Origin of the sequence: Bartonella sp. MR63HLJHH, from assembly GCF_042194155.1 — a bacterium.
GTDB classification, from domain to species: domain Bacteria; phylum Pseudomonadota; class Alphaproteobacteria; order Rhizobiales; family Rhizobiaceae; genus Bartonella; species Bartonella grahamii.
In genome coordinates this window covers 48,693-66,854 of the sequence record NZ_JBHIMN010000009.1, presented here as the reverse complement: position 1 = coordinate 66,854, position 18,162 = coordinate 48,693, and the positions used below count along the sequence as shown (strand labels likewise).

At 36.2% G+C, this 18,162-nt stretch carries 12 protein-coding genes and 2 pseudogenes; 6 read left to right on the top strand and 8 right to left on the bottom strand.

From position 1 onward, the window contains the following. Positions 1-252: 252 nt before the first annotated feature. Complete coding sequence (locus tag ACFIKQ_RS07180) at positions 253-2,664, top strand: autotransporter outer membrane beta-barrel domain-containing protein (protein WP_375656192.1); 2,412 nt, start codon at positions 253-255, stop codon at positions 2,662-2,664. A gap of 146 nt (positions 2,665-2,810) precedes the next feature. Then, the gene (locus ACFIKQ_RS07175; RefSeq protein ID WP_375636407.1) at positions 2,811-4,028 is read left to right on the top strand and encodes an autotransporter outer membrane beta-barrel domain-containing protein; all 1,218 of its coding nucleotides are present in this window, start codon (positions 2,811-2,813) and stop codon (positions 4,026-4,028) included. A 257-nt stretch (positions 4,029-4,285) separates the two neighbouring features. Here the strand turns inward: ACFIKQ_RS07175 and ACFIKQ_RS07170 are convergent, their stop codons facing one another. Beyond that, positions 4,286-5,023, bottom strand: a complete 738-nt coding sequence (locus ACFIKQ_RS07170) for a hypothetical protein (protein WP_375656191.1) — start codon at positions 5,021-5,023, stop codon at positions 4,286-4,288. Positions 5,024-5,096: 73 nt separating this feature from the next. Between ACFIKQ_RS07170 and ACFIKQ_RS07165 the strand changes: the two genes are divergently transcribed. Beyond that, positions 5,097-7,244, top strand: a complete 2,148-nt coding sequence (locus tag ACFIKQ_RS07165; RefSeq protein ID WP_375656190.1) for an autotransporter outer membrane beta-barrel domain-containing protein — start codon at positions 5,097-5,099, stop codon at positions 7,242-7,244. A gap of 1,614 nt (positions 7,245-8,858) precedes the next feature. Here ACFIKQ_RS07165 and ACFIKQ_RS07160 read toward each other — a convergent pair. Both ACFIKQ_RS07160 and ACFIKQ_RS07155 read right to left on the bottom strand, forming a co-directional pair. Then, the gene (locus ACFIKQ_RS07160; protein ID WP_273788300.1) at positions 8,859-9,263 is read right to left on the bottom strand and encodes a flagellar protein FlgN; all 405 of its coding nucleotides are present in this window, start codon (positions 9,261-9,263) and stop codon (positions 8,859-8,861) included. Positions 9,264-11,996: 2,733 nt separating this feature from the next. Continuing rightward, positions 11,997-12,227, bottom strand: a complete 231-nt coding sequence (locus ACFIKQ_RS07155) for a hypothetical protein (RefSeq protein ID WP_143711778.1) — start codon at positions 12,225-12,227, stop codon at positions 11,997-11,999. Positions 12,228-12,655: 428 nt separating this feature from the next. Here ACFIKQ_RS07155 and ACFIKQ_RS07150 point away from each other — a divergent pair. Then, positions 12,656-13,013, top strand: a pseudogene (locus ACFIKQ_RS07150) (integrase); the annotation flags it as partial. A 78-nt stretch (positions 13,014-13,091) separates the two neighbouring features. On the opposite strand, the gene ACFIKQ_RS07145 reads toward ACFIKQ_RS07150, so the two are convergent. The 5 genes from ACFIKQ_RS07145 to parA form a co-directional block, all read right to left on the bottom strand. Next, complete coding sequence (locus ACFIKQ_RS07145; RefSeq protein WP_375636402.1) at positions 13,092-13,310, bottom strand: EexN family lipoprotein; 219 nt, start codon at positions 13,308-13,310, stop codon at positions 13,092-13,094. Between the two features lie 3 nt (positions 13,311-13,313). Then, positions 13,314-13,580 (bottom strand): EexN family lipoprotein, encoded by a 267-nt coding sequence (locus ACFIKQ_RS07140; RefSeq protein ID WP_375644940.1) that lies wholly within the window; start codon positions 13,578-13,580, stop codon positions 13,314-13,316. Positions 13,581-13,768: 188 nt separating this feature from the next. Then, on the bottom strand, positions 13,769-14,005 hold the full coding sequence (locus tag ACFIKQ_RS07135; RefSeq protein WP_375636398.1) for an EexN family lipoprotein: 237 nt from the start codon (positions 14,003-14,005) through the stop codon (positions 13,769-13,771). A 1,153-nt stretch (positions 14,006-15,158) separates the two neighbouring features. Beyond that, positions 15,159-15,389 carry a plasmid partition protein ParG gene (locus ACFIKQ_RS07130; RefSeq protein ID WP_015856697.1) on the bottom strand — a complete coding sequence of 77 codons (231 nt, stop codon included), beginning with the start codon at positions 15,387-15,389 and terminating at the stop codon, positions 15,159-15,161. Next, a complete protein-coding gene (gene parA, locus ACFIKQ_RS07125; RefSeq protein ID WP_375647479.1) occupies positions 15,386-16,015 on the bottom strand; it encodes a ParA family partition ATPase in 630 nt (209 codons plus the stop codon). The genes ACFIKQ_RS07130 and parA overlap by 4 nt, the downstream gene beginning before the upstream one ends. Before the next feature lie 1,005 nt (positions 16,016-17,020). On the opposite strand from parA, the gene ACFIKQ_RS07120 reads away from it, so the two are divergent. Both ACFIKQ_RS07120 and ACFIKQ_RS07115 read left to right on the top strand, forming a co-directional pair. Next, positions 17,021-17,350, top strand: a complete 330-nt coding sequence (locus ACFIKQ_RS07120; RefSeq protein WP_375636395.1) for a TIGR01244 family sulfur transferase — start codon at positions 17,021-17,023, stop codon at positions 17,348-17,350. 159 nt (positions 17,351-17,509) lie between these two features. Beyond that, a pseudogene (locus ACFIKQ_RS07115) lies at positions 17,510-17,737 on the top strand (D-alanyl-D-alanine carboxypeptidase); the annotation flags it as partial. Positions 17,738-18,162: the final 425 nt, after the last annotated feature.

Sequence of the window (18,162 nt, the reverse complement as noted above, 5' to 3'; positions counted from 1 at the left end):
AATATTTTGATCCTTAGCACTTTAAAACAAAAATACTTATCAAGCTAGGTTTTCTGAAATCCATCTTCGCTGCATTGCGCTTTATATTTTAAAAGCTCTTCTAAGACCAATTTTTAAACGATAAATAACAAAGCATAATATTCGTTTTGTTGTTTACAATAAAAATATAATGATATAAAAACTGATTGGGTACTTGCGCCATCAGGGGAATGAAGTAAGCATCAAAGCATACCAAATACTAAAGGCATATCTATGTGTAAGAAATATATTTATAAGAAAAATTTTTTGTTATGTACAATTGCTGGAACTTTCATTTTTTCTCATTTTGCTCCAACTTATGCAAATAAACAACCTCTTGAGATTCCTACGGTCCAAGTAGCTAATGGAGAAGAGAAGAGCCTTCATAATGTTTTTGTTCGTGGTAAGTATGATGCCGTGATTGCTAAGAAAGGTCATATTACCATTACAAACTCAATAATGCACTCAGGCTTTACTTTGCTTTCTGCAACGTCAGGTGGTCAAATTAATGCCAAAGGAATTGTGGGAGAGGCAGAAGGGCATGGTTTGTCACTCACAAACGGCACAATCCATATTGAAGATTCAACATTAAAGGTCATAGGCCACAGCAGAGCCTATGGTATCAATTTTGGTTATATTTCAAGTTCTACAATAAAAGAAGGAGAAGAAGTTGTAAACAAAGCAATCCTTAATAATACAAAACTTCTTGTAAACGACGGTGTAGGTATTTTCGGACCTTATTATCCCAAAACGAATGCAGTGTACCTTAAAAACTCAGAAATTCGTTCTGATATGTTATTAAAAAATGAAGTCTCACCCTTCTTCGAGGTTCAACCTGCTACTTTTACATTAGAGGCTGATAATTCGATTATGGAAGGAAGAGCAAAAACGCTTCCTCAAAATACAACGGTTTTCACCCTAAACAATAACAGCAAGTGGCATTTAAAAATTAGTCTATTTGAGTTGGGAAATAGTTTTAGTCTATTTGATTATAAGCTCCTTGATCTTAAAAAACGAGCACAATCTATCGTTTCAGTCCTAAACCTTAATAATAGCTCTATTATATTTAATGCACCGCATAAACTAGCAGACAATCATTATCAAACCTTGCATGTAGGAAAACATCCACAAAAAGCAGAGCAAAACAGAAGCTCCGATGCAACAACGGTTTACAATGCATTGGGCAACGCAAGAATTTACTTTAATACAGAGTGGAGTAATGGTCTTACAAAAGAACAACAAAGAACTGACCGTGTTCTCGTTCATGGTGATGTCTCAGGTACCACAACGATCTATTTCAACAATCTTTCAAAGCATGCAGAACCATTCGATGATGAAGAAGATTCAATTCCTTTGAATATGCGTGGGCTCTCACTTGTTCAAGTTTCTGGGCAAGCAAATGAAGATTCCTTCAAACTTGCCCATGGCTACACCACAATGGAGGGCTTACCTTATAAATACATACTCAATGTTTATGGACCAACATCCAGCCGTGGGACAGCCGATAAGACACAAAGTCATTTAAGCGGAATATCACAAGAATCAAAACAGAAAGATGCACAAAATACCAATGCATCATCCCTTAAAAAAGAAAACAATGGACAAGCTCCCTTGGAAGAAAATGAGAATTTCTGGGATTTCCGCTTGCAAAGTGCGACTCTCGATGATGAAGGAAAGATCAAAGCTCTTGTTCCTCAAATGGCAAGCTATTTGGTTATGCATAATGCAATATTCTCCTCTGGCTTGGCTGATATAAACAATCAAAATACACTATTAGATAATATGCACTCAATAGTTTTCGGATTAGAAGGTCATAAACAGAAAGGGATATTCTTATCGACTTATGGAAACAAGATAACGTTATCTTCCAGCCGTAGTCCATTGGAATATGGTTATGGTGCAGATGTTCGTTATGCTGCTATCCAAGCAGGCATGACATTAGCAACGTTAGAAAATCAAAATATGACCGCGAATCTTGGTCTTTTAGGCACATATGGAAAGCTTTCTTTTGCACCAAAGGATATGGAAGGTTCTGACAAAAGCATACTAGATAAATGGTTCTTTACGGCATATGGGAACCTCCACCATGACAATGGTCTCTATGTTAATGCACTTTTCTCTTACGGCATTTTAAACGGACATATTACAACAGCCCTTATCGGCAACACCACAGAGTTAAACAATACGGATACATTAAATATATCAGCTACCGTTGGACAAAAACTAGCAACTGGTGTTGAAGGGGTGTCCTTTGAACCACAAGCACAACTTATTTATCAACACATTGCATTTGGCACTCTTTCAGATATTGATGGCTTCCAGGTTAATATAAAGACCCCTCATCAATGGTTGGTCCGTATTGGAGGGCGTTTAACGAAAACAATGCTTCCCATTGAAAAAGATCGTGTTCTTTCTTTTTATGGTAAATTGAATGTCATCAAAGCTTTTGGTGAAAAGCGCACTATCGATGTTATTGAATCTTTCTATCTCGATTCTATGGGCTCTTCCCTTGAAGGTGGGCTTGGCATTAGCGCGCAACTTTCTAAAAATATCGCACTTCATGCTGACGTTAATTACCAACATAAACTTCAAAAAGCTGGTATCTCTGGAATTAATTTTTCCGGTGGAATGCGTTATCGCTTTTAGAAATCTTAGCTCTCTATTTTGACGCATAAGCAGCGCTGAGATGAAAACAGTGCTGCTTATATTTTACTACATTACAAAAATTGTAGTGTGTCAAAAAGTGGTTCATTTTTAGCAAAACAAAGAAAAATATCTTAAGGAACATCTCTATGCATAAGAATCTTTTATGTACAGCCGCTTGTGCTTTGTTTTTTTCTTCTTTTAATTTTACGTCTACCAGTACCGCTTCTGGCTTAAACCCTCAAACACGCCATACCATTGATTTAATAAACACACCAACACAAGCATCGAAAACGACTCTTAACACATCCGCAAAAGCTCATGTGAAATTACCCATAAAAGTTAGGAGAACCGCTACCGCTGATACCGAAAGCACCTCTAAACTTACAGATAATGAAGCAGCCGCAACTTCTGCTTCTCTTGATTTGGCAGAAAAAAGAACAATTCTTACGCCACAAAAAGAAAGCTCTTTAGTCATGCCTATCGCGATGTTTTCTGTCGGTTTTTCTGATGTCAACAATCAAAATATCTCGTTAGACAATATGCAAATAACAATGTTTGAACCCAAAGATCATCCAGAGAGAGGCGTTTTCTTATCCACTTATGGCAATAAGAGCACCTTTTCTTCCAGCATTCAAGCAAAACAAGATGGTGTTCAAGCAGATATTCGCTATGCTGCATTTCAAGCAGGGGCAACATTAATAGCGCTAAACGATCAAAATATCAGCAGCAATTTTGGTCTTTTCGGAACATATGGGAAATTGTCTTTTACTCCTAAAAACAAAGAAAGCTCTCATAAGAAAATGCTTGATAAATGGTCACTCACCGCATATGGAAATATTCAACATGACAGTGGCCTCTATGCAAGTGCATTTCTCTCTTATGGAATTTTCAAAGAAAATAACACCACAGCTTTCATCAAACATACCTCAAAAGTAAATAATAGTAAAACATTAGGGGCCGCTGCAACTGTTGGTCAAAAACTGTCAACCAGTTTGAAAGGTGTAATCCTAGAACCGCAAGCACAACTTGTTTATCAGCGTCTCATGCTTGGCTCTTTCTTAGATGACGATAACTCTAAAATAGACATAAGCAAACCTCATCAATGGTTGCTCCGTATTGGCGGACGTTTGACGCAAAACAAAGGCCATGCCCTTTCCTTCTACGGCAAACTGAACGCGATCAAAACTTTTAGTGAAAACCTTCCGCTTGCTGCTATGGGATTTTTAATCGAAGGTGGTTTTGGTATTCAAGCGCACTTATCTGAAAATATCGAGTTTCATAATGATCTCAGCTATCAACATAAATTTAAAAAAGATGGCATATCTGCAATAAATATTTCCGCTGGAATGCGTTATCACTTTTAAAAATACTGGTATTCCTATCTTGAAATATAAAGCACTCTCATTATGTTTCGTTTTGTCTCTTACAAAAGAAACATAATGAGGTCAAAGTTTTATCTTTTATGAGAGAGGGGAAATATTTAGGAATACATCCATATGAAAAAAAGTTTTTTACTATACACAGTTTCTGGAGTTCTGTTTTATTCTTCCACCAGCTTGTCTTATGCTCTTCATTATACGAATGCACAACCTACGATAGATCTCCCGTCTCCACAACCCGCTCATTCAAATGCATCATCTTCATATCCACCTTTAACATCTAGCTCTACAAGAACGATCATAACCCCTCTTGTTACAAAGAGTGAATCTACAACGCCTACTCCTACGAGCACTCTACCTTCCACAACCCAACTTGAAGGAAATTTAGTTGGAAATACAATTTCTTCTTCAAAACAAAACTCTGATCTTAGCCAAGGAAGTACACAAACATCAAAGACTAAAGTGGCAAAAGGTGTACAATCTAACCCTACAACCACACAAGATATTCTTACACAATCTCCAACGACAGAAATAGCTCCAACAACAGGAATGGAAGCAAAATCTAGAAGACGTTCAGGTGTTCTCACCTCTTCTACAGACTCTTCCAGAAAAAAAATGCCCGAAAATTCTGTTGTATCATCACAGTCAGAACCTCCACAACCTGCACCCAGTTTACGACCAACACTTACAAACTCAGAACCTATAAGAGTGGAACTTACAAAACCAACAACAGAGCTATCGCCAACGCCTAAAGAACCAGAACTCGCACAGCCAATATCTTTAAGACCAGAAACTGGAAAACCAGCATTATCGGTACCGCCAAAATCTGTAAAACCAGCGCCCGTACAATCTGCCTCTGCACAAAAAATATCTGAAAAATCAGAGCTTGAAAAACCAATATCACCAATAAAACAACCTGAAAAGTCTACACAAATTGAGGATATAAGCTCTAGAGTTGAGGCTGAAAACGGTAAGACCATAACGCTACATAACAAAAAAATTCAAGACAATGGTTTTGCTGTACATGCAGAGGGAAATAATTCAAAAGTCAACATGATAGGGGGAACAGTTGATGCGCGTTTTGTTGCATTGAGTGTATCAGATGGTGGAGAAATTGATGCTACAGGTATTACTGTAACAGCAGAAACAGCTGGTTTGGTCAACATAGAAGGAACAATCAAACTGAAAGATTCAAGCGTACATGTCACGGGCAATCATGAAGCGGACGGTATTATTTTCCGCAACAATCCGTATAATGCCCCTAGAAAACGATATACACGCAATGCTGAAAGGAATGCCAACGCCGTTCAAGAACAAGATTTAGCCAATATTGCCGATAAAGTAACTCTAGAGAATACAAAGATTTTCGTTGAACATGGTAGGGGTATCAACCTTTATGGAACAGGCATAAACGGTGAAGTCAGCCTTAAAAATTCAGAAATTCATGCCGATATTTTATTAAAAAATATAAAAAACGAAAATGCTTTCACAAACACCCTTACACTGGTTTCTAACCACTCTTCTTTAGAAGGTCGAGTAAAAACTTCTAAAGATAATAGAACTGTTTTTGATCTAAAAGAGGGGACGAAATGGCTTTTAAAGGCGAATAAAAACGCTGGAAATAATGATAATGTTTCAGATGACCGTGTACAGTTTGGTGTTGATGAAAAATCATACTCTAACCTTTCTGGATTGCGCCTTACAGATAGTGTCATTATGTTTGACAAGCCAATGGAGGGACATTACCAAACTCTGTTTATAGGACCTAATCTTCCGAAAGCAGATGGAACAGCTCATACAACAGCGGTTTATAGTGCAACAGGTGTTGCAGAAATTTATGTAAATACTCAATGGGATAAACATTCTCCTATCACGGAGCAACAGACCGATCGCATTGTGATTAATGGCGATGTCTCAGGCCGTACTGTTGTTCACATCAATCTCCAAGAAACAGATAAAAAAACAACCGATAGCTCTGCTGTTTGGGGAGAAGACATGGCGTCACTTCCTTTAGGGACACATGGGATTTCAATCATTCAAGTTTCCGGACAAGCAAACGAAAATTCCTTCACGTTAGCAGGAAACTATATGACAATAGGGAAACAACCTTATAAGTATGTACTTACAGGCTATAAACCTGGAACATCTCATGAAAGCCAAAACCTTTTTGGTAAGAACAGTAATTTTTGGGATTTCCGCTTACAGAATGCCTACATTGATAAGGATAAAAAAGTTCGAGCACTTTTACCACAGGTAGCAAACTATTTAACCATATCTAATACTTTATTTTCTGCTGGATTTACTGATGTAAACAATCAAAACACGTTGTTAGACAATATGCGAACAACAGTATTTGGGGCAGAAGATAATAAAAAGAATGGTATCTTTTTCTCTTCCTACGGCGAGAAAGTCACCTTATCTTCCAACCGCGATCCACTGCATTATGGTTATGGTGCTGATGTAAACTATACTGCTTTACAACTGGGTGTCATATTAGCCGCCTTGGAAGGCAAAGACATAAGCACACATTTTGGTTTTGTAGGAACATACGGGAAACTTGCCTTTACGCCAAAAGAGATGCAAGATTCTGAAAAGACGACACTTGATAAATGGTCTCTTGCCGCTTACAGCGGCATCCAACATAGCAATGGTATATATGTAAACACCCTTCTTTCTTACGGAAAGTTAAAAGGAAATATTACCACAGCTCTTGTTGGAAATGCCGCACAACTGGATGGTACGGAGATGCTTAATATATCTGCAACCATTGGTCAGAAATTAGCGACCAACACAAAAGGATTGGTATTTGAACCACAAGCACAATTCATTTATCAAAATCTCATGTTTGATATCTTCTCAGATGCCGATGGCTTAAAAGTAGACATGGGAAACCCGCATCAATGGTTGATGCGTATTGGTGGACGTTTAACAAAAACTATAATGGCTGTTGAAGAAAGTAAGGCTGTTTCCTTCTATGGTAAAGTAAATGTTATCAGAACTTTTGGTGATGGAAAAACAATAAAAATTGCTGATACCTTTCATGTTGATCCTACCGGCTCTTCAGTTGAGGGAGGCATGGGGGTGAATGCATATCTTTCTCAAAAAATCGTACTAAACGCTGATATCAGCTATCGGCAAAAACTGCAAAAAGCCGGTGTATCTGGCACCAATTTGTCTGGCGGGATACGTTATCGTTTCTAAAGCAGAAGCTAATTTTAACTTAAATAAAATGGCAGCACAAAGTGCTGCTTTTTTATTTAAACTTATATTTTTTAAATTCTCAAAAATCATTATCACATTAAAGAAGATTTTGACTTATAACTTTTCTTTTGCATATTGAATAAAAAACTGAATACCATAGCATTCTCTCATCAAAACACCCCATGCATAAAGTTTTATGTCTTACACCACACCTCAAGCGATGATGTTTTTACAGCACAACAGAATAAGCATTCATGCGGATTTAAAAAAGTTAGCCCCTTCTTCGCTGTAGACGCTCCATTTATTTTAGATGATGTACATTTAATATACCTGCTATAAAAACTTGCTATCTGTTATAAATTCTTAAAAGCGTGTTTTTCCTCTAAAATCTCAATGCCACACCAACTCCACCATAAGACAAAATATTGATTTATAAAGATTGTTCATTGTTTTGCATGTTAAATGAGAATCCAGAATAGCGTAAGATCCTTTCATTTCAGACATGTTCCATGTTGAATCAACCAAAATCATGTCTCTTGCAAGTTACAAGCGGGAAGAGCCCTTGTGGATAAAAAACTATTAAGAAAGGATTAAAAATGCCCCTGATGAACCGTCTCAAGTGCCAAGAGCTGTAGCAACACCCACGAGCTGGCAAATATGCACCAGCTTACTCCTTTATGAAGCGTAAAAATCGTGGTGCTCTATAGATTTACCGTTATACCATTCACGGACACCACCGTGAAATGGGATTGGGTGCCTTAAGAGATGTTTCTTTAAAAAAGCACGTGAATTGGCAACACAATGACGTTCTGTTTTACATGAGGGGCGCGTGCCCCCATTAAAGAACGAGAGAAACTGAAGCGTGAAATAATGCGTGATCTTCATCATTTAACAGATAGTGCTTTAGATGCTTTTGAACAAAATAAAGCTAAATTAAAGGATGGTGGTACAGAGGAAAGCTGATTTCTAGCCCTTTATTCTTTCCCAATAAGATCGCCTCCCCATTTAAAATATTACGCCAACAAAGATATAAGCAATCTATTCACTCAAATCTGGATGCTCTCTCCAATCTGGCATACAAAAACTAAAAACAGCAGAAGAAAATATTAAACCGCTTTAATTTTTGTCTCAAACATATAGATTTAAACAACTAACCGCTTCATATCACCACACTTCAAAGGACAGTGCTCTATAAGGCTTATAGGCAATATTCATCACATACTCTCAAAAGACTAATGCATAAAACCTTACATTACCATAACTCCAAGCAAGCTGTTTTTAAGGCATCACGGGCTGGTCTAAATATTCCCTTGATCGCCTCCCTAAACTAAAAAATGAAGCTCCCTATTAACTCAGTCTGCAAACAATACTCCGTAAATATTCCCCCTTCTCTTAGTCCTCTCCCAGCTAGCTTCCTACAGCACGCAGTTCACATCACTACACCTTAAAAGACACTGTTTTAAGAACAGCGTTTTACAGTACAACAGGATAATAATCTAAATACCCAAATGCGCTTAAAACAAGTCTACTCACTAAACGCATTATTTATCCAAATAAACTGATCTACCTAATCATTGTCATCACTTAGAACAGCCAATATTCATCAGATTTGAATCATTCCTCTGTTTCTTTTACGCGTCCAGATAATTGCATAGCTCTAGAAAGATCATTAACTGCATTTAAATGCGTCTGAAGCAATTCACTATTACGCTGTAATTTTTCTTGTAAATCAGACAACAAACTTTCAACTTCATGCTCAATATCTTGATTCATGTAGCGCTTCACATCGCTCATGGATTTATTAAGATCACGCAAACCACGTATTTTACATAAATTTATTTCTTCGTAATCTGGAACACCACTGCTCTCTAGCATATTGCTTTCATAATCAACAACTTGAGCTAATCCTTTAACAGCAGCAACAAATTTTGTCATCGCCCAATCACGATCAATAAGATTATTATCAAGAACTTTTGCTTTTGATGCAAAACTATCATCACCATATTGCACTACAGACATTTTTACTTCCCCTTCAACACTCTTGTTCAATCTTTCAAATGAGGGAGATTAAACAGGTTCTCTTCAATGCTGATACACTCAATAAAGCTCGTGGTGCAAACATCGCTCAAACAACAGCACGACAATCCTTCAAAGCGTATACCACTTCAACTTTCAACGCATTCTCTCAAGTATTTTTCTTGCTTTGCTACAAAACCATCATTACGGCTATACTAATTCACCAAAACGCTATAAACTTAAACCTTACGCAGCAATATCGAAAGTTCTACATTTGCTCTGTCTATTTTGGTCTATTTCGCCTTGCCGATTTTATCTTTGCCTATTTCGTCACCAGCATGCCTTCAACAGAAAACAACAACGCTCTCACGAGAACTTTGTCCATAAAAGACCACCTGCCGACAAAAACCCACAGCATATCTCGCAGCATATCAAAGACTTAAGCTCATTAAAAATTTCAGCATTTTAACGATAGCAGCATCTTACCCTCCATAACCTTATGGCTCTTTTTGCACCTAAACTTGCATACCTTCCGGCACCCCATAAGATGGCACCCTACAAAATTAGTTGCACCCATTCAAAAAGACACACCCTCCCCCATGCTCCTTCTGCACATATGCAGTACTTCGCATAAAAAACAAAAAGAATGCTCTTTTGAACAGATTAGCCATACAGCAATATTAAAAAAGACATCTTAAAACAGCTAAACAGCCATCAATCTCCCTTTTTTTTAATTATCATTCGCTTTTCTTTGCAATGAACGACTATATAAGATTTTTTGAACCTTTTCAAGAGTTTCTTAGCCAATCAATTCGATACGTCTTCAATTGCATATTCACGCGCTTGTTTTAAAGAAACATCTCTTAAGTGTACCCAAGCCTATTTCGCGCCATAACCCATGAATAATATAATGATAAATCCCCCATGACATGTATAAAATCCATTGAGCACTGTCCATCTTTACGCTTAATAAAAGAAGCAAGCCAGCACACCATCACATATTTTGCTAGCCCCTCATGTTGCGATATCCTTGACATTTAAGTGCGGTTCAAAAAGCATGCCTTTCTTGTACAGTTTCGCTCCGCATGGACCCTCCCCACTTGTAACTGCAAAAGACATGGTTTTGGTTGATTAAACCTAGAGCAAATTTGGAATGAAAAAATTTTACGGTATTCAGGACTCTAATTCAAGTTGAATAACGATAGATTATCATTATAAATCAAAATATTATCCAATGCATAATGCTTAACGCTCCCCACATTGATATTTTCAGAATTTCCACAGCATCTTCCTATAGGTTATTTCACTCCATAACACAGTTTGCTCTTAATATCGCGGCTTTACATGTGCTACTGGTATAAAAACATAGAAACAATCATTTTATAATAAAGGTACAATTTTTGTTACGAACTTTCTCTCATTTTCAACCTTCTAAATGCAGCTCTTCTCTTTCATACTCATCACATTTCAAATCTATCCCATGTTGAATAAATTAAATTTACTTGTTTGCACATCACAAACAACGCCCTGATGTGTTGATAAAATACACTGAAAGAAAAATGCCTCTTATGAACCGTCTCAAATGCCAAGGGCCATAGTAAACATTGGAAGCAAGCGTACGATGACAGTGACTTGCTCTTTCATAAGTGTAAAGATGGTAGCATTCTATAGATTTTTATATTATTCAAATTTTATATTATTTCACGAGAGCTTTACTGTTATACCATTTACGAGTGTCATCGTAAAATGTTTGTCGTGTGCATTGAGAGATGTTTTCTTACAAGTACATAAATATGCAATACAAATATATTAATATACAACATAAGTATATTTCGTTTGGAACGTTCTGTTCTTTTGTGCAAAACATGCCCATTAGAACAGCATTAACCAATCTTACTATGAGATAAACGATCAGAAAACATTTTTGTCTTCTTCTGTGCACCTTAAAGGACAAAGATCTTAACTCAATCTGCTCTGTACGCAGTCCGAATTTTTGTCAAGCAATCTTCTCTTGACTTCCTACTCATGTGAGTCACTTAAACGAAAGGCTCAATAAATCAACCTACGAATATTCATCGCACACTAAAAAATACTTAAACGTTACAAGAAAACTTATATGCCTTATATTACCGCTATAAATGATAGTGTTTCATAGCATAACAGGGTAAAAAAGTTTTCTGCAACACAAAACCTACAAAATCAATTAATATTCTCTTTAAAACTTTCTTTTTTAAGATTTACAGTGCTCTAATTCCTCAAGCCTTTACAAAAAAGAAACGATTTTAAGCTTGCCTAATATATTGTATCAACATATACTACGGTTTGTAACATATTGTTATTCATAAAATCACCTCAAAAAGAACAGAAAGAGGTTTTTATGGCTGATCTCGTAAAAGCCGCAGTGCTTTATTCAACCTTGATTATCACCATGAATGCTTTTGTTGTTATTTTAGTTCTCGTAATAGAAATATACTAAACATACTCTCTTGGCTTTTTGTAATTTGCGCAAACGATCATTTTAATTTTACATAAGATCAAAGCGAAATTTTAACTCTACAGATAAATTACACACCTAATTTCAAACATCGCTTGCAACTATTTAAGTGTTAACTCTGCTTTTTGTATGCATTTTTAACCATCAGTTTCCATCTTTTCACGCTACTTGAATCTCAACTTCATTCCCGCCTTAAAGAACTAAATTTTCTACCAGATCCGATCTGTAAATAATTTGTCTCCTTATTGAGTAAGTTCCTCTTGCTTCTCCCCTTCAGGGCATATCACAATTCTAAAGGAATATTTCAAGAAGCTTATGATAAATCCATTGAACACCATCATCATACACTTGCGAGGGAATAAACCAGCACCATCACATACTTTTCCAGCACCAAATGTTGCAACAACCTTTAATCCTTGAGATAGTTCATAAAAGACATTTTTACTTCTTTCTTCAACAGTTTTTATCCACACGGCTCTCCATGCTTGTAACGTGCAAGTAGATGGTTTTAATTGATTCAACCTAGAACAGATTTTGACGAGATCCTTATTCAACATAAAATAATTAAATTATTTTTATAAATCAAAGTATTATTCAAAAAACAACTCATACATAAAGTTTTGCATGAGCTCCACCACTCAACATGATAATATTACAACACAATTAAAATAAAAAATAACAAGGAAAAACCTTACAAACTCAGAAAAGAGAGGGGGAAAATGAAAAGATATGGAGAGCGCTCAATTCCTCACACATCCAGCAAAACCGTCCTAGCAAAACTGCCTCACGTCTTAACTAATGTTATAATATTCTCAAATCAAAAGCAATTTTTTAAAAATATTTTGAGAAAAACATTTAAGTATAAAACGATAATAATTCCATTCAGAATATTTTTCTCTTTATTAAGACAGAGAAAAGTAAATTCCAAACAAATGTTTCCTCCCAATTTTTCCGAAATTAGCCGCAACGCTTAAAGCCGGTCTTAGTGTGATGAAACATTATTTGTGATGAACGCAGAAAAACACCCCAAAGGTAGATTCAATCTCATGTTTTAAATACATGCGACCAAAACATTAAACAATCAGCACATAGTTTGAAAAATTAGCAATAACACGTAGCAACTCATTCGGATGCAATACTATCACAATTGAAAGCACTTTTTGGCTGGACAAATAGACAGTATAGCATCCGTTTACACAAAGAGTACAGATCGTAAACGGCTAATTCTTGAAGCCATCAAAAGGCTCTCTAAAAGTTAGAGAGAGCCTAAAAAACGTAATAGAATCAACAATTAACCAATTCCTTATTAATAGAATAATTTATTGAATTTTATGTTTTTAATTAATGCCAAACATAAGTTCCATATACGCTTGTCTGGCATGTTGACAATTTTTAGATTTCTTTATAGACGATGGATCCATCTTTTCACACTTTTTTACCCACTCTTCGAGTAATGTTTTATCTTTCTTGAATTCCGCCACGCTGTGATTTTTTTCGCAAGCAGCAAGGACAAGTCCAGTACAAAGCAGCACTGCTGTAATAATGACTTTATTCATGATTTAATTCCCTTCCTTTTTATCTTCAGTTTTTTCTTGGTCATCCTTTCCAGAACCGAAAACTCCCCATTTTTTACGAGTTTCTAATTCAGCTTTTTCTGCGTTTTTACAATTTTGAGAATCAAAACTCCCTGCAATAAAACATTTCTCTAACCACTGATTGAGTAATTTAGGATCTTTCTTAAAATCTGCTACGCTATAGTTTTTCTCGCATCCAGCAACAGCAAGTCCAGCACAAAGCAGCACTGTTGTAATAATGGCTTTATTCATAAATAAATTCCCCTTTTTTCAAATTTACAAAGTTTAGGACACAATTTAGGGTTCCATTAAATTTGTACATTCGGTTCATTGGTGCATTTTCAAAAATTTTAAAATCGACTTCTGTACGCAATTTTTTCCAACCTATGATGATAAATCGCGTACAAAGAAAAACACCGCTATCAATATATTTTTATGATTTAATTGTTGTCCTGCTTTTTTTCAGTTTCATTCCCTTTTTTGCCACTTTCACGAAGTTCCTTTGCAAGATTTCTATAATGCTCTTGAAAAAGCTCCATATCGGCTTGTATGACATTTTGACAATTCTTGGTTGCAAAAGCAGAGGTCCCGATTTTATCGCATTTCTTTCCCCATTCTTGCATCAATTTTTTATCTTTCTTAAATTCCTCAACACTGTAGTTTTTTTCGTGAACCAACAGTAACAAGCCCCGTGCAAAGCAACAGCGCTGTTATAATGATCTTGTTCATGATTTAACCCCTCTCTTTGTTTTATATTTTATTAACAATATCTTTGGATTCACATCCCCTCCTATATTGTGACCTTGCGTCTAACTTTCCTTTGCAAATACGCAAACTTGCAACGCAAACATGTTAAATCATGAAAACTGCTTTTATTTATCAGACTTGCATTTGTAGCATTATCTGCACGGCTGCTCTTTGTATTTGAAGTATTTAAACTTCAGCAGTAATTTTGATATCTTGGCATTTTTCAAAAACCACTTCATCATGAGAAGTCGCACAAAATCTTATCAAAAATTCGTAATGCCTATATCCATTGCAAATTCCCTGCAAAAGAAAGAATACACCTTTTAACCAACTGATTGCGCTCTTATCATTTCTTAAACCACCGGAAAAGAAAGAAAACTTTAAGTCCCCCTGCACTTTTTAAATGCCAATAGAAATGCTAAAAAAGCGATCTTATACATTATCAATTGAAGCAAAAAAGCCTATTTCCTTGCGTACCATTACGACTGGCATTAACTATTTAAGACTATAAAATCATATAAATGTAAGAAATACTGTCTATAATATGCTCAATGACTTCTTTTGTTTATTAGGAAAACTTATAGCGCGCCAATATCAGTAAATTTTACTTATTTATATCCCCCCTTTATAAACATGAATATAATTTAATAAAATAAATCGCTGCATAACAGAAAAAAATAATCAACGCTACTCTTAATTACATTATTTACGCATGTATTAAGTGAAATAAACAAAGAAATAACCTGACGTTTAAAATCATTATCAAGAAAATTTTTATGGAAGAATAAACTTATCTATTCATCTAGCGGATAAGATAGCGATATAAGATCACAAGTAGTATGATGATTATCATACTTATAGGGAAAAGTTTGTATAGGGAAAAGTTTGAAACGGAGAATTTTTCGCAAACTCATAGCTCTTTCATGAAATGATACAGAACCTTATGAAAAACAACTTAAATGAAGCAGCCCTCGTGAAAAAAGAAGGGAGATTTTATCATTATTAACTTCGTATAAAAACAAATGATATCATCTCTAGAAAAAGTATTCAAACCAACGAAAACTTATTATCATATATCACTTTTTACACTTTTCCGTATTTTTGTGAAAGCAATTCGCGCACCTCATCGGCTATTTTAGTTCCACGACTTGCACAACTTACCTTAATCAATCGATGCAAACTTTCTGGTATATCAATCGTGAGGCGCTTCATACCTCCACTCATGCTCCCTTTGGGGCTTCCTACCCATGCATCTGCTGTTAAAGGAATTGATTTATTCGTTGGTTTCGTGCCGATTTTAATTTTTTTATTCATCGCGCTAACTCCTTGATTTCCGCTGCAACAGCTTCAATCTCTGCTGTTGCTGGTCCTTGCTTATCAACTTCATAAACCGCCTTCCCCTGTGCTGCTGCTTCTGCAAAAATCACGCGCTGCGCAACGCTAGAAGAAAGAACATGCACGGGGTATATGCCAAGAGCTTCGTTCACATCACGCCCTATCGCTGTATTGACTATTTTACGATTAATAACAAAAGCAGATTCAAGATTTTCTTTATAAACACGTGCTTCGTCAATCAGCTTTACAATTCCATCGGCTGCCCAAATATCATAGGGACTAGGCAAAACAGGTATAAGCACCAAATCCGAAGCCATAAGAGCACTACGAGCAAGATCAGTCACACGCGGAGGACCATCGATAATAATATGATCATAACCATGACCAATCTGTGTAATCTCTTTGTGAACCGTTGCACGTGGTAAACCAATAACCGAAAACAAAGGTGCATCTTCACGCGCAGCAGCCCAATCCAATGCGCTCCCCTGTGGATCAACATCAATAAGCAATACCCGTGCACCGGTACGCGCAAAACTGGCCGCAAGATTAACACTCAACGTAGTTTTTCCTACGCCTCCCTTTTGATTCAAAAGTCCAATGATCATTTATTACGCCTTTCAGCATTATCGTTTTTACGATTATACAGAAAGTAATAAAAGAAGCAAGCATCCAATACGTGCAAAATAACCATTTCTCCTATTTTTAGGATAAAACGACAGCCCGCAATTTTGTCTTTATAATATTCTTTTAGCATAAGAAAAAACATTATGAAGATGATGTTTTTGAGAATAACAAAAATAAATCTAAACAAGAGACACGATCTTCTTCCCCCACCCTAAAACGAAGATTCTTACATCCATGTCGATCTGTGAACAATGCTCTGTAAATGATCCAGCTTCTTATCTCGCGCCTGCCATTTGGGCTTCTCCCTTCATGCAGTCCACTTAATGCAACTCTACAAATAAACTCCACTCTGAATATACAACAAACTATAAGAAGCATTCATTGTTTTGCACGTTGAATGAGAGAGCCGAAATCAGGAAGATTCTCTCATTTCATGCCCTCTGATATTAAATCAATCAAAATCATGTCTCTTGTACGTTACAAGCGGGGCTAGCGTGTGGGTAAAAACTGTACAAGAAAGGATTAAAATACTTCTTATGAACTGTCTCAAGAGCCAAGGACTGTAGTAACATTGGGGACTGAAAAATATAACAATGGTACCAGCCTACTTCTTCATAAGCGTAAAGAGGGTAGTGATCAATGAATTTTATACTCTTATACGCTCGACAGGGTAAAATAGGCTTAAGAGAAATAAGAATACCTCTACCAAACGTGTGAACAAGCAACACAATGGAATGTCTATGCTTGGTAAACATAATAGATTATGCATAAAGACCAAACAGCCGTCTTGCATAAGGTCGAATAACGAACATATTGCGGAGTGAGATATTTTGCATCTTACAGCTCATTTTCCCAAAATAGATCTTCTCGACAAAAAGAATATTTTTGTTAAGATGCCATTGAAAAACTTATCTTCATTATGTTCTTTTATATACCAGACTAGGGGGGGGGGATCGTGAAAATCGTGCAATTGAGAATAAATAAAAATGAATTTACAACAAATTGAACCTGATATTTTTATCAGCGCCCAAATTAGCATAGAAAATATCAAAACATTGGCACAAGCTGGTTTTAAAACAATTATCTGCAACCGCCCCGATCACGAGGAGCTTCATCAACCTGACTTTTCTAGCATTAAAACGGTCGCAAATGAATATGGCATAAAAGCCTATCACATTCCCATTTCTCCTCCAACTATAGAACAGTCAGCTGTTGAAGCTATGCAAACAATTTTAAAAACCGCCTCTCTGCCTCTTCTCGCTTATTGCCATCACGGAGCACGCTCGCTGCATCTTTATCGTTTAGCGCGTCTTTAAACACAGATTTCATACGCTTCCTCCTCGCCTTAAAAGATAAAGACTCTTAAATACACATCGATCTGTAAAAAATAATCTGTCAATAATCTTTGTCTTGCGCTTTCCACTCAGGCTTCCCACTTCATAAAACTCTACACGCAAACTTTGCTGTTAAATATACAACAAACATGCACACCTGAAGCCATAAAAATGCATGAAAATTCATATGATGATCAAGGAAATCTATTTTCACCTCACCTTTTATCACTGCTTCACCTTCTTTGTCTCTCCCTTTACCAGTACGAGCTCATTCGTACGCCATAGACACCTAAAACAACAGTAAAGCCACTAAGAAAACCCCATATTCCGTATAAAAGGCATGCAGAATATTTTATAAAAAATCCGTAAGCCATAATCTATGGTTAATTGCAAAATATTGATTTATAACAATTAATTATTTTGCACGTTGAGTGAGAAACCCTAATACCGTAAAATTATCTCATTTTAAGTCTATTTATAGTGAATCAATCAAAAGCGTGTTTCTTGTATGTCACAAGCAGGAAGAGTTCGTGTGAAGTAAAACGAGTTAAGAAAAATCCCTCTCATAAACGCTCTCAAATAGCCAAGGCTATACAACATGAAGGCTTGTCAATATAACTGATGATACCGGATTGCTCTTTTATTAGGCACAAAGATGATAGCGCTCAACGGAGCTTACAAGATACCATTCATGAGTGCCATCATAAAAATGGATATAGGAAGCGTTGAGAGATATTTCTTTAAAACAGGCGCGTAAATTAGCAACACAAGTATATTCCAGCATTTTATTTTAC

What these genes read in the sequence shown, in the direction of transcription:
- ACFIKQ_RS07180 (WP_375656192.1), top strand. Translation starts at nt 253, where the DNA reads ATGTGTAAGAAATATATTTATAAGAAAAATTTTTTGTTATGTACAATT.
- ACFIKQ_RS07175 (WP_375636407.1), top strand. Translation starts at nt 2,811, where the DNA reads ATGCATAAGAATCTTTTATGTACAGCCGCTTGTGCTTTGTTTTTTTCT.
- ACFIKQ_RS07170 (WP_375656191.1), bottom strand. Translation starts at nt 5,023, where the DNA reads ATGGTCTTACCGTTTTCAGCCTCAACTCTAGAGCTTATATCCTCAATT.
- ACFIKQ_RS07165 (WP_375656190.1), top strand. Translation starts at nt 5,097, where the DNA reads ATGATAGGGGGAACAGTTGATGCGCGTTTTGTTGCATTGAGTGTATCA.
- ACFIKQ_RS07160 (WP_273788300.1), bottom strand. Translation starts at nt 9,263, where the DNA reads ATGTCTGTAGTGCAATATGGTGATGATAGTTTTGCATCAAAAGCAAAA.
- ACFIKQ_RS07145 (WP_375636402.1), bottom strand. Translation starts at nt 13,310, where the DNA reads ATGAATAAAGTCATTATTACAGCAGTGCTGCTTTGTACTGGACTTGTC.
- ACFIKQ_RS07140 (WP_375644940.1), bottom strand. Translation starts at nt 13,580, where the DNA reads ATGAATAAAGCCATTATTACAACAGTGCTGCTTTGTGCTGGACTTGCT.
- ACFIKQ_RS07130 (WP_015856697.1), bottom strand. Translation starts at nt 15,389, where the DNA reads ATGAATAAAAAAATTAAAATCGGCACGAAACCAACGAATAAATCAATT.
- parA (WP_375647479.1), bottom strand. Translation starts at nt 16,015, where the DNA reads ATGATCATTGGACTTTTGAATCAAAAGGGAGGCGTAGGAAAAACTACG.
- ACFIKQ_RS07120 (WP_375636395.1), top strand. Translation starts at nt 17,021, where the DNA reads ATGAATTTACAACAAATTGAACCTGATATTTTTATCAGCGCCCAAATT.